General features: G+C 72.0%; 15 protein-coding genes. 12 read left to right on the top strand and 3 right to left on the bottom strand.

All coding sequences use genetic code 11. The annotated features are described in order from the left end of the window. The first annotated feature begins 5 nt into the window (after nucleotides 1-5). The 3 genes from AB0C59_RS18335 to AB0C59_RS18325 all read left to right on the top strand — a co-directional run bounded on the left by AB0C59_RS18335 (nucleotide 6) and on the right by AB0C59_RS18325 (nucleotide 1791). Nucleotides 6-683, top strand: coding sequence for a GAP family protein (locus AB0C59_RS18335; protein ID WP_363005664.1), 678 nt, complete (start codon nucleotides 6-8; stop codon nucleotides 681-683). Between the two features lie 96 nt (nucleotides 684-779). After that, on the top strand, nucleotides 780-1493 hold the full coding sequence (locus tag AB0C59_RS18330) for a cytochrome ubiquinol oxidase subunit I (RefSeq protein WP_363005662.1): 714 nt from the start codon (nucleotides 780-782) through the stop codon (nucleotides 1491-1493). Between the two features lie 169 nt (nucleotides 1494-1662). Next, nucleotides 1663-1791 (top strand): hypothetical protein, encoded by a 129-nt coding sequence (locus tag AB0C59_RS18325; RefSeq protein WP_363005660.1) that lies wholly within the window; start codon nucleotides 1663-1665, stop codon nucleotides 1789-1791. A 71-nt stretch (nucleotides 1792-1862) separates the two neighbouring features. Here AB0C59_RS18325 and AB0C59_RS18320 read toward each other — a convergent pair whose 3' ends face one another. Then, nucleotides 1863-4232: a M4 family metallopeptidase gene (locus tag AB0C59_RS18320; RefSeq protein WP_363005797.1), complete on the bottom strand. Its 2370-nt coding sequence runs from the start codon at nucleotides 4230-4232 to the stop codon at nucleotides 1863-1865. A 424-nt stretch (nucleotides 4233-4656) separates the two neighbouring features. Here AB0C59_RS18320 and AB0C59_RS18315 point away from each other — a divergent pair, with 424 nt between their 5' ends. Further along, nucleotides 4657-4863 carry a hypothetical protein gene (locus tag AB0C59_RS18315; RefSeq protein ID WP_363005658.1) on the top strand — a complete coding sequence of 69 codons (207 nt, stop codon included), beginning with the start codon at nucleotides 4657-4659 and terminating at the stop codon, nucleotides 4861-4863. A gap of 288 nt (nucleotides 4864-5151) precedes the next feature. Here AB0C59_RS18315 and AB0C59_RS18310 read toward each other — a convergent pair whose 3' ends face one another. Then, nucleotides 5152-5406, bottom strand: a complete 255-nt coding sequence (locus AB0C59_RS18310) for a DUF5133 domain-containing protein (protein WP_363005656.1) — start codon at nucleotides 5404-5406, stop codon at nucleotides 5152-5154. A 297-nt stretch (nucleotides 5407-5703) separates the two neighbouring features. Between AB0C59_RS18310 and AB0C59_RS18305 the strand changes: the two genes are divergently transcribed. Both AB0C59_RS18305 and AB0C59_RS18300 read left to right on the top strand, forming a co-directional pair. Continuing rightward, nucleotides 5704-6879 (top strand): hypothetical protein, encoded by a 1176-nt coding sequence (locus AB0C59_RS18305; RefSeq protein ID WP_363005654.1) that lies wholly within the window; start codon nucleotides 5704-5706, stop codon nucleotides 6877-6879. 175 nt (nucleotides 6880-7054) lie between these two features. Beyond that, complete coding sequence (locus tag AB0C59_RS18300) at nucleotides 7055-7471, top strand: STAS domain-containing protein (RefSeq protein ID WP_363005652.1); 417 nt, start codon at nucleotides 7055-7057, stop codon at nucleotides 7469-7471. Between the two features lie 196 nt (nucleotides 7472-7667). Here AB0C59_RS18300 and AB0C59_RS18295 read toward each other — a convergent pair whose 3' ends face one another. After that, nucleotides 7668-8147, bottom strand: a complete 480-nt coding sequence (locus tag AB0C59_RS18295; protein ID WP_363005650.1) for a MarR family transcriptional regulator — start codon at nucleotides 8145-8147, stop codon at nucleotides 7668-7670. 150 nt (nucleotides 8148-8297) lie between these two features. Here AB0C59_RS18295 and AB0C59_RS18290 point away from each other — a divergent pair, with 150 nt between their 5' ends. The 6 genes from AB0C59_RS18290 to AB0C59_RS18265 all read left to right on the top strand — a co-directional run bounded on the left by AB0C59_RS18290 (nucleotide 8298) and on the right by AB0C59_RS18265 (nucleotide 14204). Further along, on the top strand, nucleotides 8298-9470 hold the full coding sequence (locus tag AB0C59_RS18290) for a PP2C family protein-serine/threonine phosphatase (RefSeq protein WP_363005648.1): 1173 nt from the start codon (nucleotides 8298-8300) through the stop codon (nucleotides 9468-9470). A 178-nt stretch (nucleotides 9471-9648) separates the two neighbouring features. Continuing rightward, a complete protein-coding gene (locus AB0C59_RS18285) occupies nucleotides 9649-10548 on the top strand; it encodes an STAS domain-containing protein (protein WP_363005646.1) in 900 nt (299 codons plus the stop codon). Continuing rightward, the gene (locus AB0C59_RS18280; protein ID WP_363005644.1) at nucleotides 10545-10964 is read left to right on the top strand and encodes an STAS domain-containing protein; all 420 of its coding nucleotides are present in this window, start codon (nucleotides 10545-10547) and stop codon (nucleotides 10962-10964) included. The genes AB0C59_RS18285 and AB0C59_RS18280 overlap by 4 nt, the downstream gene beginning before the upstream one ends. A gap of 47 nt (nucleotides 10965-11011) precedes the next feature. Next, complete coding sequence (locus tag AB0C59_RS18275) at nucleotides 11012-11407, top strand: anti-sigma regulatory factor (RefSeq protein WP_363005795.1); 396 nt, start codon at nucleotides 11012-11014, stop codon at nucleotides 11405-11407. Beyond that, on the top strand, nucleotides 11404-12471 hold the full coding sequence (locus AB0C59_RS18270) for an ATP-binding SpoIIE family protein phosphatase (RefSeq protein WP_363005642.1): 1068 nt from the start codon (nucleotides 11404-11406) through the stop codon (nucleotides 12469-12471). The genes AB0C59_RS18275 and AB0C59_RS18270 overlap by 4 nt, the downstream gene beginning before the upstream one ends. Then, on the top strand, nucleotides 12468-14204 hold the full coding sequence (locus AB0C59_RS18265; RefSeq protein ID WP_363005641.1) for a SpoIIE family protein phosphatase: 1737 nt from the start codon (nucleotides 12468-12470) through the stop codon (nucleotides 14202-14204). The genes AB0C59_RS18270 and AB0C59_RS18265 overlap by 4 nt, the downstream gene beginning before the upstream one ends.

Here is a 14204-nt window from a genome sequence, read left to right as displayed (position 1 = left end):
CCGTCGTGGGACATGCCGTCGGCGAAGTGCTGGGCCTGGCCGCCGCGGTGGCGGTCAGCCCGCTTCCCATCGTGGCGATCATCCTGGTCCTCGCCACGCCCCAGGGCCGCGTGAACGGCACCCTGTTCGCCGTCGGCTGGATCCTGGGGCTGGCCCTGCTCGGTGCGATCATGCTCGCGGTGGGCGGCACCGGAGGGGCCTCCACGCACAAGCACCCGGCCACCTGGGTGGGCGCCCTCAAGCTCGCCCTCGGCCTCCTGCTCGCCCTGTTCTCGGCCCGGATGTGGCGCCATCGGCCCACCGACCCCTCCCAGGCCCAACTGCCGAAGTGGATGGCCGCCATCGACGGCTTCACCCCGCCGAAGGTGCTGGGCCTGGGCTTCCTGCTGGCGGCGGCCAACGCCAAGAACGCGCCCCTGACCATCGCCGCCGGCGCCTCCATCAGCGCCACGGCGATCGCGGTGCCGGAGCAGATCGGGGCGATGGCCGTGTTCGTCGTCATCTCCTCGATCGGGGTGCTGGCGCCGCTCGCCGTCTACCTGTTCATGGGAGAGCGCGCCAAGACCGTCCTCGGCGGCTGGCGGGACTGGGCCGCACGGCACAACACCGCGGTGATGGCCGTCCTCTTCTTCGTCATCGGACTCAAGCTGGTCGGGGACGGCATCGACATCCTCGCCCAGTGATCGGGGTGACGTCCGCCCACCGGCCGTGGCGGCGCCGCCGGGAACGGGTAGGGATCACCGCCGACGTGCCCGAGCCGAGCGGAGAGGCGGTGTTCGATGGCACCGGTCGTCGCGAGCGCGAGCCAGGGGAACCTGGACGCGGCGCGTGCCCAGATGGGCTTCTCCCTCGCCTGGCACATCGTCCTGGCGTGCCTGGGCGTCGGACTGCCCCTGCTGCCCCTGACCGTGGAGTGGTGGGGCGCGCGCACCGGCGATCCCTCCTGCCGTCTGCTCGCCCGCAGATGGGCCCGCGCGATGGGGGTGCTGTTCGCGGTGGGCGCGGTGTCGGGCACCATCCTCAGTTTCGAGATGGGGCTGCTGTGGCCCGGTCTGACGGGGACCTACGGCCAGGTGATCGGGCTGCCGTTCGCCATGGAGGGCATCGCCTTCTTCATCGAGGCGATCTTCCTGGGCATCTATCTGTACGCGTGGGACCGGCTGCCCCCGCGCCGCCATCTCCTGACGGGCGTCCCCATCGTCGTCGCCGGGATCGCCTCCGCCTTCTTCGTGGTGTGCGCCAACGCCTGGACGAACCAGCCGCGCGGCTTCACCCTCCGCGACGGCAACGTGGTCCACGTCGACCCGTGGGCGGCGATGTTCAATCCCGCGACCCCGCCGCAGACCACGCACATGATCCTGGCGGCGCTCATGGTGACGTCCTTCCTGACCGCCGCCGTGTACGGGGTGGCCCTGCTGCGCGGTCGCCTCGACCGCTACCACCGCCTGGGCTTCACCGTCGCACCTGCGCCTATCTCGCGGCGGTGTATCTGAGCGGCGACTCCGACCGCTCCGCGCAGCCGGAGCTGGTGGCGTACTTCCGGCGGCGGGCGCTGGTCACGGGCGTGGTGACGGGGCTGGTGGCCGTCGTGGGCATCGCCGTCCTGCGGGCCGACGCCCCGCGCCGTCGGTCACGGTCCGGGCGAGCGCCTCCCAGTGCTCCGTGCTGGGCAGCACCCTCGTCGCCCTGGCGGTGGGAGCGCTGCTGCTCCTGCCGTCGCTGCTGTGGCTGTACACCCTCTTCCAGCAGCGGCCCGAGCCTGCCCGGGCCGAGGACGGGGCGGCGGAGTGAGGGGGCCGGAAGGCACCGGGAACAGGCCGTGGGGGCCGCCCGGTGGACGGCCCCCACGGTGGTGGTGATGGTCAGCTGGTCGTCAGCGCGGTGTCGTCGACGACGAAGCTGGTCTGCAGCGAGGAGTCCTCCACACCGCTGAACTTCAGGGTGACCGTGGTCCCGGCGAGCGAGGACAGGTCGAAGGACTTCTGGGCGTAGCCCGTGGCCTTGTTGAGGTTCGAGTACGTGGCCAGGGTCTTGGAGCCGGCGGTCACCGTGAGCTTGTCGTACTGGGTGCTCGTGGTGGTCTCGGCGGAGTCGATGTGCAGCCAGTAGGTGAGCGTCGCCTTGCAGCCCGCGGGGATGGTCACGGACTGGGACAGCGTGTCGGTGTGCGTGGAGCCGTAGCCGTCGATCCAGGCCTTGTACGAGCCACCGTGCGCCGCTTCACTGCTGCTGTTGGTGATGACCCCGCTGGAGGCGGTCCAGGTGGTGTTGCCGGACTCGAAGCCCGGGTTGCCCAGCAGCTGGGTCGAGGTGCAGGTTCCGCCGCCGCCCGAGGAGTTGACCGTCCAGGTGAAGGTGGCGGTGCCGGTCACACCCTTGCTGTCGGTCACGGTCACCGTGGTGCTGTAGGTGCCCGCGGTCGTCGGCGTGCCGGTGATGGCTCCGGTCGAGCTGTTGATCGAGAGTCCCGCCGGCAGACCGGTCGCGCTGTAGGACAGGGCGCCGCTGTTGGTGCTGGACGCCGCGATCTGCAGGCTCACGGCCGTGCCCACGGTCGAGGTCTGGCTGCCCGGGTTGGTGACCGTCACGCCGCTGCTCGGCGGAGTGATGTGGCTGCCCACGTTGATGCCGGCGAAGGCGTTGCCGACCGCGGCGTACTCGGCGGAGTTGGCACCGTACAGTGCCGTCGCCGCGTTCAGGGCGGCCGTGCGTGCCGCGGCGTAGTTGGTGCTGGACGTCATGTAGGACGTCAGCGCCTTGTACCAGATCTGCAGCGCCTTGTCGCGGCCGATGCCGGTGACGGCGACACCGTCCGAGGTCGGGCTGTTGTAGGTCACCCCGTTGATGACCTTGGTGCCGCTGCCCTCGGAGAGCAGGTAGAACATGTGGTTGGCGGGACCCGACGAGTAGTGCACGTCGAGGTTGCCGACACCGGAGTACCAGCTGTCGGCGGAGCCGCCGTCCTTGCTGGGCTTGTCCATGTAGCGCAGCGGGGTGCCGTCGCCGTTGATGTTGATCTTCTCGCCGATGAGGTAGTCACCGGGGTCGGAGCTGTTGTTGGCGTAGAACTCCACGCCGGTGCCCATGATGTCCGAGGTCGCCTCGTTCAGGCCGCCGGACTCGCCGGTGTAGTCCAGGCCCGCGGTGTTGGAGGTGACGCCGTGGCTCATCTCGTGGCCGGCCACGTCCAGCGCCGTCAGCGGGTCGTTGTTGCCCGAGCCGTCGCCGTAGGTCATGCAGAAGCAGCCGTCGTCCCAGAACGCGTTCACGTACGAGTTGCCGTAGTGCACGCGGGAGTAGGCGGCCGTGCCGTCGTTCTTGATGCCGCTGCGGCCGAAGGAGTTCTTGTAGAAGTCCCAGGTCTCCTGCGCGCCGTAGGCGGCGTCGGCGCCCGCGGTGGCCGCGTTGGACGTCGTGCCGTTGCCCCAGGTGTCGTTCGACTGCGAGAACAGGGTGCCGGTGCCGGACGTCCCGTGGTTCAGGTTGTACGTCTTGTGACCGCCGCGCGCGGCGTCGTTCAGCGTGTAGGTCGAGCCCGACTGTGTCGTGGTCAGCGTGACCGTGCCGCTGTACTGGGTGTTGCCGACGCCGGTCTCGATGCCCTGGTAGCGGTACAGCTCCTGGCCGGTGGTGGCGTCCGTGATGACGTGCAGCCGGCTGGGCGTGCCGTCGTCCTGGAACCCGCTGACCACCGTCTCCCAGGCGAGCTTCGGCGTTCCGCTGCCGGCCCAGATCACCTTGCGGGCGCTCTGGGTGGCGGGGTTCTTGGCGTCGAGCGCCCGGGCGGTCGTCAGCGCCTTCGACTGGGCCGCGGACCTGGTGAACGCCGCGGTGGTCGTGGGCACCGTGATCGTGTGCTTGTTGTTGAACGTCGTGCTCACGGTGCCGCTGGCCAGGGAGGCCGGCGGGGTGTGCACGACGAGGTCGCCGCCGAGGACGGGCAGGCCGTCGTAGGTGCGCTCGTAACGGGTGTGGAGCGTGCCGTCGTTGTCCTTGACGACGTCCTTGACGACCAGTTTCTCCTTCGGGCCGAGGCCGAGGGAGCGCGCGGTCCGCGTCGTCGTCTCTGCCGCGCTCTTGAGGAGTGCGCTGTGCTGGGCGGGGGAGAGTTTCGCCTCCAGGGCCCCGGAGCGCAGGGTGCCGGCGTGGGGAGCGGGGGTGGCGGTCGCCGGAGCCGCCTGCATGCCGACGGCGAGGAAGGCGGCGGTCGCCACGAGGGCTCCGGTCGCCATCGCCTGACGGGGTATTCGTCTCACTCGTACTCCTACTGCTGCGGCCGTGAGTCCTACGGCCGGTGACAGACCGGGCAGACGGGATGTGCTGTCCGGAACGAGCTGAGCGGTGCGGGGAACCGTAACCGCGGGCCGTCCTCCCTCACGGGTGGACACCGCGGCTGGTGGCAGGGTGGCAGCCTTGACTCGCGCATGTCAGTGAGGCGGTGCGGAATCAAGGGTTATCCCTCGGCGGCTTTCGGACAGCGCTTCCGGCCACCCAGGACGCACGGGCCGTCACGCACGGTCCGCGAGCGGGGGATGCCGCCCCTCCCGGGATGCGGAAGGCGCCATTGCGGTGAAAGGTGAGGTGAAGGGTGGTGTGCCGCTCCCGCGACGCTTCCGCGGGCATCACCACCGCGGATCGACTCCCGTGGGAGACAAGATGCCGACGTCACGACCCGATGCGTCACACCGCCCGTCCGGCGACCGCGCCACGCCGGACGACCTGCTGCACGTGGCTCCCCAGGAGCCCTCGTGCGAGGACCTGATCCTCGCCTCGGGGAGGGACATCACCCCCAAGACCCTCGCCTGGGCGGAACGCAAGCTCGCCTCCGAGGGACGAGCGGCGGTCGACAAGCTGCTGCCCTAAGGGCTGTCCGGCAATCCCCGGCGGATCAGCGCGCGGCGTCAGATGCGGTGCGTCGCAAGGCGGAGGGTCGTCCGCATACTGGGTGTATGCGGGCGATCCGACAACGCGGCGAGGTGCCGTAGCTGTCGTCGCGCGCCCGCTGGGGATTGCGGGACAGCCCTTAGCGATCCCGCCGTCCGCGCACTGCGGCGGTTTCGCGCGGGCGCGCCGCACGGATCGACGAGATCACCGCGCCGCGAGCCGGGCTCCGGCGCGGTGACGCATGCGATCGGCCCGACGGGCCGAGCCTCAGACGGGCAGCGGCACGGCGCCGCCGCCGTCCGGCTCCCGGAGTCCCGCGCGTCCGGATCCGGCCAGGAGCAGCGCGTCCCCGGCCGCCACGGCCTCATGGACACCGCGCGTCGCCATCATGACGCACAGCGTGTAACTGACGTCCTCCAGCTCGCGAGCCCCCTCGGGCGTCCGCTTCTCGGCCAGCGCGATCTGCAGGGACGCGTAGCGGGTCAGCAGCCCTCTGACGACCTTCGGGTCCGGAACGAGCACGACCAGGCCTTCCTCTCGATCTCTTGCGACCTCTTGCGGCCTCTTCGGTGTGAGAGCCGGATGCCCCGCCCCGGGCACGCCACGCATAACTCAGTTCGTCGGACCGCAGGTTGGCACGTTTTCGCCGCTCGTCCCATCGGCTCGACTTCCGGACTTTTTGCTCGTCGCCACGCATATCCGCCCGCCCAATGGCAATACGGTAGGGGGAGCGATCATCCCCGACCTCGCCTCCAGGCCCGTGGCATGCTCGGACCATACTGGGAGGCGTCCCATCGACCCCGTACCGCAGAGTGATCCATGGCGAAGCCCTCCATCGTCCGTGCCACGGCTCCCGACACCGTGTGGCTGGCACGTGGGCGACACCTCGGCCCGGAGGCCGAGGACACCGTCCGGCGGCGTCTGCGCGCGCTGAAGCGCGACGCGGCCATCCAGAACTTCTACGTGTCCGACGAGTCGGACCCGCCCGACGGGCCCGAGGGGTCCCACGGGCCCGAGGCGCCGGGCGCCCCCGGCCACCGGGGCGAGGACGCGGCCGAGGGCGGCTGCTTCTTCGAGGCGCGCTGGACGGTCGCCGACGACGTCGTCGTACGGGCCCGTCTCGACCTTCGGGCCGAGCAGGGCCAGGACGGCGGGCGGGAGTGGGTGCTCGTGGCCGAGGCGGACCGGGGCTGGGAGCTCGACTGGCCCTCGCCCGCGACCTTCTTCTGGCCCGACGACGAGGACAGCCCGTGGGATCACGACGTCGTCCCCGTGGTCCCGGGTCTGCGGTTCCGGCAGATCAACCCGCTGCCCTCGGACGACCGGGCCCTCAAGCGACTGCTGAAGGAGTGCGGTCGGCACACCTGGGCCATCCATGTGGTGATCCACGAGGCGATGACCACCGACGATCGCGGGCTGCGGCCGCTGGCGTCGATGCTGCCGCCCTCCCTGCGGCACCGCGTCGTGGAGCACCGTGCCGCTCCGGAGCAGTTCCAGGTGGTCAACTGGGCGCTGTACGACCTGGGGGTGCGGGTGCCCCGCGGCGGGGCCGTGGTGCTGCCCGCGGTGTCGGGCAAGCCCGGCGTCGAGGACAACGGCCTCAGCGTGCGCTCCGTGTTCCTGGACGGCTCGGTGCCCACGGACCTCGTCGATGTCGTACGGCGCCGCGCCGAGCCGTCCGGGCCGCTGCCCGAGGGCGGGGAGGAGGCGCTGGACGCGCTGCGCGAGCAGTGGCATCTGCGGACCCTGCAGGAGGAGCTGGATCTCGCCCGCAGCCGGATCGCCTCGTACGCCGAGGCCCTCGACGCCATGACGAAGTCGCGGGACCTGTATCGGGAGGCGGCGGACTTGGCGCACGAGGCGCTGGCGGGCTACCAGGAGACCTTCGGCGCGTTGCCGACCCCTCGGCAGGAGGGCGCGCCGCGCAAGAAGGAGGGGCTCTCCGTGCGGGCGCGGCGGCTGGGCAAGTGGCTGGGGGACGGTGGGGTCGGCTGACCCGCGCCGCGCACGGGGTGTGGGAAGGGGAGGCCGGGGTATCCGGGCGCGCGTTCCCCGCCGGACCGGGTCCGGTGGGGAGAGGTTGATCACCACTGGGGCGCGGCCATCGGTGCATCGGGAGCCCGGCCCGGGGTAGGCGGAACCCCTCAAGCCGTATGTATGGGAGGACATTGTGTCGGCTGAGAAGACCCCCCTGTCCATCGATGTGGCAACACCACGAGAGGGCGTCGCGCTGGTCACCGTCGAGGGCTACCTGGACGTCGACACCGCGACGGAGTTGCACTACCACCTGGCCAACCAGATGCACCACGGCCGGCGGCACCTGCTGCTCGACCTGTCGTCCGTGCCGTTCATGGACTCGTCCGGCATCAACATCGTCCTGCGGGCCTACAAGGAGACCCGGCAGGCCGACGGCTCCATCGGACTCATCGATCCCACACCCGCCGTGCGGCGCATCCTGGACCTGACGGGGGTCAGCCTGACCGTCCCCTCGTTCGGGAGCGCGGACGACGCGCTCGCCGCCGTGGAAGCCCCCACCGAACCGCCCATATCGGGCACGCCCCTCCTCGGGGGCGTCGACACCCCCTGACGGGGGCACGGCAGCCGCGTTTCCCCGACGTTCCCCGACCCCGCGTCGCCTTCGCGTGGGCATGCGCCCACGCGGGGGCCACTCGGCGGCAATACTTGCCGTTTGACAACTGTAGCCGTCAGGCAACAAAGTGTGGTGGCATCGAACGCACGGAGGGAACTGGAATGTTGCGGTGGGCGGAGCCGACTGCCCCGGTTCACGCCGTGCGTGCGTCGGTTCCCTCTGCGTCGTGGAGCTGGGCCGCCGCGGCGGCGACGAACGCCTCGAGCCCCTGGAGCAGCGCGGTCCTCTTGGCCGCCGGCATCTGGGCCAGGACGGACTCAAGGGCCTCCTCGCGCCGTGCCCTCAGCTCGGCCAGGAACGTCCGGCCCCGGTGGCTCAGATACAGCCGCAGCTCGCGGCGGCTGACGGAGCTGGCCGCACGCTCGACGAACCCGACGGCCTGGAGCCGGTCGCACAGCCGGCTCGTCGAGGGCGGCGTCGAGCCGAGCGCGTCGGCGAGCGTCCGCAGGTTGATCCCCTCGTTGTGCTCCAGAATGAAGAGCACCCGCAACTGGGAGGCGGAGACGGGGGCCGTCGAGGCACGTCCCCACAGGATCTCCAGCAGCTCGGCCGCCTCTGAGGTCACATGCGCCACCTCTGCGGGTTCCGGACGCGGGCTGGAGGAAGTCACCATCTCACTCTCCCAGACTTCTCGGATGCTGTCGGCCCGCCGGGGACGAGGCACACGCACAACGATAGACACGGACTCCGGCGCACGACCGCACCACCCCGCGATGACAGGGGTCCGGAATCGTACTAGTAGAAGAATGGCGTACCCGACATCGTGAACAGTTTCCTCGCAGCGGAAAGGGCGCTTCGGACCGCGGCACCGCATCGGCTGGTGGACGCGCTCCGCGAGGTGCTGCGCACCGAGCACGCCGCGGAGTCGGTCGACCTCCTGATGGCCGACTACGCGCTCACCGTGCTGCAACCCGTCCCCACACAGTCCCACACGGCCGAACCCGTATCCCTGCCCATGCACGGCAGTACGGCCGGGCGGGCCTTCGGCGCCCAGGACCCCGTCGTGGAGGAACTCGGCGACCTGGTCCGGATCCATCTGCCCGTGACCGTGCGCGGGGACCGGCTCGGCGTTCTGACGGTCACGCTGCCGGCCGGCGAGGCGGACGGGGCACTGCCCGAACTGGCCGACATCGCCGAGGTCCTCGGCCATGAGCTGGTCGTGGCCACCCGGGACACCGACGTCTATATGCGGGCCAGCCGCCGGGAGCGGCTGACCCTCGCGGCGGAGATGCAGTGGCAGCTGCTCCCGGGCCGGTCGTGCGCCCGACCCGAGTACGCGCTGGGCGCACAGCTGGAGCCCGCCTACGCCATCTTCGGGGACAACTTCGACTGGTCCGCCGGACCCGACCGTCTGATGATCTACATCACCAACGGCATGGGCGAGGGCATCGAGGCCTCGCTGCTGACCAACCTCGGGATCAACGCGCTGCGCAACGCGCGGCGCGCCGGGATCTCCATCGAGGACCAGGCGGCCCTGGCCGACCAGGCGATCTACGCCCAGCACCGGGGCTCCGCCTATCTGTCCGTGCTGCTGCTCGACGTGGAACTGTCCACCGGGCGGATGAAGGTCGTGGACGCCGGCTCCCCGCGCATGCTCCGGCTGCGCGGGCGCAGCGTGGAGACGATGGACTTCGAGGCCCAGCTGCCGCTCGGCATGTTCGAGGAGACGGACTACGTCGCCCAGGAGATCCGGATGGAGCCGGGCGACCGGCTCGTCTTCGTCAGCGACGGTGTCTACGCGGTCAGCGCGCCCGGGGGCGAGTCCTACGGCGAGAAGGCACTGGCGAAGGCCATAGCGGCCACCAGGCTGCTGCCCGCGGCCGAGGTGCCCGGCGCCGTGCTGCGGGAGCTCACCCACCACCGCGGCGGGCCCGACTCCCAGGACGACGCGCTGGTGGTGTGTCTGGACTGGTTCGGGCAGCAGGGAGCCCCGTAGGGTTTCCGCAGGCACCGGCGACCGGCCCGGGCGGTGCCGAGGCCGCGGGCGGTGGTCGAAGGGGCCATGGGTGTTCGGCGCGATCTCTCATGATTACAGTTGTCACGCGACAATGAACCGCGCCCTTGGAGAAGGCCCCCGGCAACCGGACAAGCACATGCACGAAGGAGACAGTGACGTGACGGAGCAGGAGTCGGCAACGGACCTGGGGACGGCGGCGCGGGTCGTCGGGGAGTTCCTCGGGCGCCGCCGCGAGCAGATCGCTCAGCGCTGGGCCGACGAGACACTGTTCCGCACGGTGTTCACGGTCTCCCGCGACGAGGCCGTCGAAGCCGCCGGCGCGCTGGTGGACGCACTCGCCGCGGTCGCCGCCTCCGGGCGCGTCGAGGACCTGAGGGCCGCGGGTTTCGAGGACGTGCGGGAGCAGCTGACCCGGATGGCCGCCGCACGCGCGCGGGCGGGCGCGGCTCCCTCCCACATCGCCGACGAGGTGGCGGCGCTGCGCTCCTCGGTCACCGCTCTGCTGACCGCCGACCTGGCCATGTCGGACGGCGAGGCCGCCTCACCCCATGTGGTCACGCTCACCGTCCTGCTCGGCACCCTGCGCCTCCTCGTCATGGAGACCGCCCTCAGCGCGGGCGAGGAGATCATCGAGCGCCAGCGCCTGCAACTGCTCGAAGTGGCCACGCCCGTCATCAAGTTGTGGACCGGCATCGTCGCGGTGCCGCTCATCGGCACCCTGGACAGCGCCCGCAGCCAGGTCGTGATGGAGAGCCTGCTGGAGGCGATCGTCACCCAGCAGGCCGGCTTCGCCATCCTGGACATCACCGGGGTGCCCACCGTCGACTCACTGGTGGCGCAGCACCTGATGAAGACCGTCGCGGCGGCACGGCTCATGGGAGCCGAGTGCGTCGTCTCCGGCATCCGGCCCGCCATCGCCCAGACCATCGTGCATCTGGGCATCGACCTGGGCTCGGTCGTCACCCGCGCGAGCCTCGCGGACGCCCTCGCCTACGCGCTGCACCAGCAGGGCGCCGTGATCGTGGACCGGCCGGCGGGCGGAGGCGGCCCACGATGATCGACGGCTTCGGGGGGCCGGACAGCACCCACGTCCCCGTCCTCAAACTCGGCGACGTCCTGCTGGTCACGCTCCACGGCGAGCTGCACGACAAGGCCGCCGAGCAGCTCCAGCAGGACATCGGCGAGGCCATCGCACGCAGTTCGGCCGCGGGCGTCGTCATCGACGTCTCCGGCGTCGAGATCGTGGACTCCTTCCTCGGCCGTGTCTTCGCGGAGATCGCCGCGAACGCCCGGCTCCTGGCGGCGGACACCGTCGTGGCGGGCATGCGCCCCGCGGTCGCCATCACCCTGGTCGAACTCGGACTCTCCCTGCCGGGCCTGCGTACCGCGCTCGACACCAACGAGGCCCTCCGCATGCTGACGCGGGCGTCGACTCCCCTGTCCCCCGCTCCAGGACGCCAGGAGACCGCGTGACGGAGACATCGGGCCGCCTCGCCGCACGCCTGCCCATCCGCTCGGACATGGATCTGGCGTGGGTGCGGCAGCATGTGCGGCGGACGGCGGCCGAGGTCGGCTTCGGTCTGGTGGAGCAGACCAAGCTGATCACCGCGGCCAGCGAGCTGGCCCGCAACACCCTCGTCCACGGAGGCGGCGGACAGGTGGAGAGCGCGGTCGTGGACAACGGCCGCGCCCGCGGGCTGCGGCTGACCTTCAGCGACGAGGGCCCCGGCATCGCCGACGTCGAGCGGGCGCTGACCGACGGCTACACCTCGGGGGGCGGCCTCGGCCTCGGGCTGGGCGGGGCCCGCCGCCTGGTCCACGAGTTCTCCATCGACACCACCCCCGGTGCCGGTACGTCGATCACCGTGGTCTGCTGGACCGCCGGGCCGCCGCGCCCCCGCGAGGAGGCGCGATGAGCCACGTCCGGGACGTCCCCGTGCACGATCCGACCCGGGTCCGGGACGCCCGGGTCGCGGCGAAGGACGCCTCGGCACAGGCAGGGCTGCCTGCCGACCGTGCCGCCGCGGCCGAACTCGTCGCCACCGAGCTCGCCACCAACCTGCTCAAGCACGCGGGCGGCGGGCAGATACTGATCGAGACGGTGGACGCCGCCCTCGTGGACGGGGCGGCCGAGCCGCGGCCCGCGCTGCAGATCACCGCGATCGATCACGGACCGGGTATCGAGGACCTCCCGGCCGCGCTGGGCGACGGCTTCTCCACGACGGCCTCGCTGGGCGCGGGCCTCGGCACCTGCCGCCGTCTCGCGGACGACTTCGACCTCCACAGCTCCCCCGGGCGCGGCACCGTCGCCCTGGCCCGCATCCACGCCTCGGCGAGGACCCAGGGAAGGGAGCAGGACGGGAGCGGGCCGGCGCCGGTCCGCGCGGGAGGGGTCAACATCCCGTTGGTGGCGGGCGATTCGGGCGACGCCTGGGCCTGCACGCGCTCCGGCGACCGCGTCACGCTGCTCCTCGCCGACGGGCTGGGCCACGGCCCGGCCGCGGCCGAGGCCTCCGACGCCGCCGTACGGCAGCTGCGGCTGCACGCCATGCTCACGCCCGAGGAACTCCTCCGGCACCTGCACGACGCGCTGCGCGACACCAGGGGTGCCGCGGTGGCCGTGGCCCAGCTCGACCTGGCCGCGGGGCGACTGGAGTTCTCCGGCATCGGCAACGTGGGAGCCAGGCTGCGCACCGGGGACAGCTGGCAGCATCTGCTGTCGCATCCGGGGATAGTCGGCGCCCACCGGCCCGCGCACATCCCCCGCCACCGGCTGCCCTGGTCCCCGGACTGCCTGCTCGTCCTGCACAGCGACGGACTGCCCAGCCGGTGGTCGCTGCACCCCGACGTGCCCCCGGCACTCGACCCGGGGGTGACGGCGGCGCTGATCGTGCGGGACGCCAGCAGCTCCGCCCGGCCCGTACGGGACGACACCGCGGTGGCGGTGCTCTCCCCCACGGCGACGAGTCGGCGGCCATGACCCACACCTGGCACATCACCTCCGTGGTGGACGCCGCCCGCGCGCGCACCGACACCGCCCGGCTGGCGGCCGGGCACGGTGTGCCCGTCCGCGACCGTACGCGCCTGCTCACCGCGCTCACCGCGCAGTTGCGCCAGGCCCTGGCCAAGGGCGGCACCTGGCGGCTGACCGTGCACACCGCCGCGCCGCCCGGCCGTGCGGAGCACCCCCAGCTGCGGCTCGCCCTCAGCGCGGTACCGGACGACGGACCCGCCGAACAGCCGACGTGGCGTGCGGCCGTACCGACGACGGAGCCCGCCGCCGCGCCTGACGCGCTGGCCTCGACGCCGCCCGCCCCCGAGTCCCTCGCCGAGGCGCTCCTGGACTCCGACGACGACACGGCCCTGGTGCTGGACGCGCTCACGGAGCAGGAGACGCTGGTCGAGTTCCACCGGGAGGAACTGCACCAGACGAACCAGGGCGTGCTGGCCCTGCACGCGGAACTCGACGCGGCGGGCGAGGCGCAGCGCGAGCTGTTCGCCGCCGAGCGCGCCGCGCGCACGGAGGCGGAGGAGGCGCGCCGCAGGCTCACCTTCCTCGCCGACTCCAGCGACGCGCTGACGGCGTCCCTCAACCACGAGGAGATCGTGCGGCTGCTCCCGGAGCTGCTGATGCCGTCCTACGCGCACACGGTCGACGTATGGCTGCTCGGCGACGAGGAGGCCGAGCGGGGGCACGCGCCGCGGCCCGCCGCGGCGGTGGTCGCCGCGCGCACCGGCCGGCCGCAGTACGCGGCCCCGCACCCGGGCGGGCTGCCCGGCGTGGAGGACCGGCCGCCGTCCGCCCTGCACCCCACCCGGCCGCACCTGTGCCTGCCCCTGCCGGCCCGGCGTACGACACTCGGCGTGCTCATCCTCACTCCGCCCGGCGACCACTGGGACCCGGACGACGCGGTGATGCTGATCGAACTGGCCCGCAGGGCCGGGACCGCGATCGACAACGCGCAGCGCTTCGAACACAACCGCGACATCGCCGAGACGCTGCAGCGGGCGCTGCTCACCGACCTGCCCAGCCCCCCGGGGCTGCACCTGGCCGCGCGCTACCTTCCGGCGACCCACGGTCTGAACATCGGCGGCGACTGGTACGACGCCTTCCGCCAGCCCGACGGCAGCCTGATCGCCGTCATAGGGGATGTCACCGGCCACGGGCTGCACGCGGCGGTGATGATGAGCCAGCTGCGTACGGCGCTGCGGGCCTACGCGGTCGACGGCGGCAGCCCGGGCCGGCTCCTGACCCGGCTGCACCTGTTCCTGCACCATCTGCAGCCGGATCTGTACGCGACGGCGGTCATCGCCCGGTTCCGTCCCGGCGAACGGGTGCTGACCTGGGCGGCCGCCGGTCATCCGCCGCCGGTGCTGCGCACCCCCGACGGCCGGGTGCGCACCCTGGACGACAAGCCGGGTGCCATGCTGGGCATCCCGCTGCGCCAGGACATCGAGGACCACACCGTGGAACTGCCGGCCGGGGCGACCCTCGCTCTGTACACGGACGGCCTGGTGGAGCGGCGCGCCCACGGGATCGATCCGGGTATCGAACGTCTCACCGAGGCGATGTCGGTCCTGGCCGCGCACGATCTGTCCCACGACCTGGAGAGCGCGGCGGACCACATCCTGGACCCCATGCTCAAGGACTCGGAACGGGACGACGACGTCTGCCTCCTGCTGTGCCACGTGGCCGAGGAGACGCCCCGGTAG

This window comes from Streptomyces sp. NPDC048664, assembly GCF_040650555.1.
GTDB lineage: Bacteria > Actinomycetota > Actinomycetes > Streptomycetales > Streptomycetaceae > Streptomyces.
This window is presented reverse-complemented; position numbering and strand designations above follow the sequence as displayed.

Coding starts and splice junctions, on each gene's coding strand:
- AB0C59_RS18330 (WP_363005662.1), top strand. CDS start 780: ATGGCACCGGTCGTCGCGAGCGCGAGCCAGGGGAACCTGGACGCGGCG.
- AB0C59_RS18320 (WP_363005797.1), bottom strand. CDS start 4,232: ATGGCGACCGGAGCCCTCGTGGCGACCGCCGCCTTCCTCGCCGTCGGC.
- AB0C59_RS18315 (WP_363005658.1), top strand. CDS start 4,657: ATGCCGACGTCACGACCCGATGCGTCACACCGCCCGTCCGGCGACCGC.
- AB0C59_RS18305 (WP_363005654.1), top strand. CDS start 5,704: ATGGCGAAGCCCTCCATCGTCCGTGCCACGGCTCCCGACACCGTGTGG.
- AB0C59_RS18295 (WP_363005650.1), bottom strand. CDS start 8,147: ATGGTGACTTCCTCCAGCCCGCGTCCGGAACCCGCAGAGGTGGCGCAT.
- AB0C59_RS18280 (WP_363005644.1), top strand. CDS start 10,545: ATGATCGACGGCTTCGGGGGGCCGGACAGCACCCACGTCCCCGTCCTC.
- AB0C59_RS18275 (WP_363005795.1), top strand. CDS start 11,012: ATGGATCTGGCGTGGGTGCGGCAGCATGTGCGGCGGACGGCGGCCGAG.
- AB0C59_RS18270 (WP_363005642.1), top strand. CDS start 11,404: ATGAGCCACGTCCGGGACGTCCCCGTGCACGATCCGACCCGGGTCCGG.
- AB0C59_RS18265 (WP_363005641.1), top strand. CDS start 12,468: ATGACCCACACCTGGCACATCACCTCCGTGGTGGACGCCGCCCGCGCG.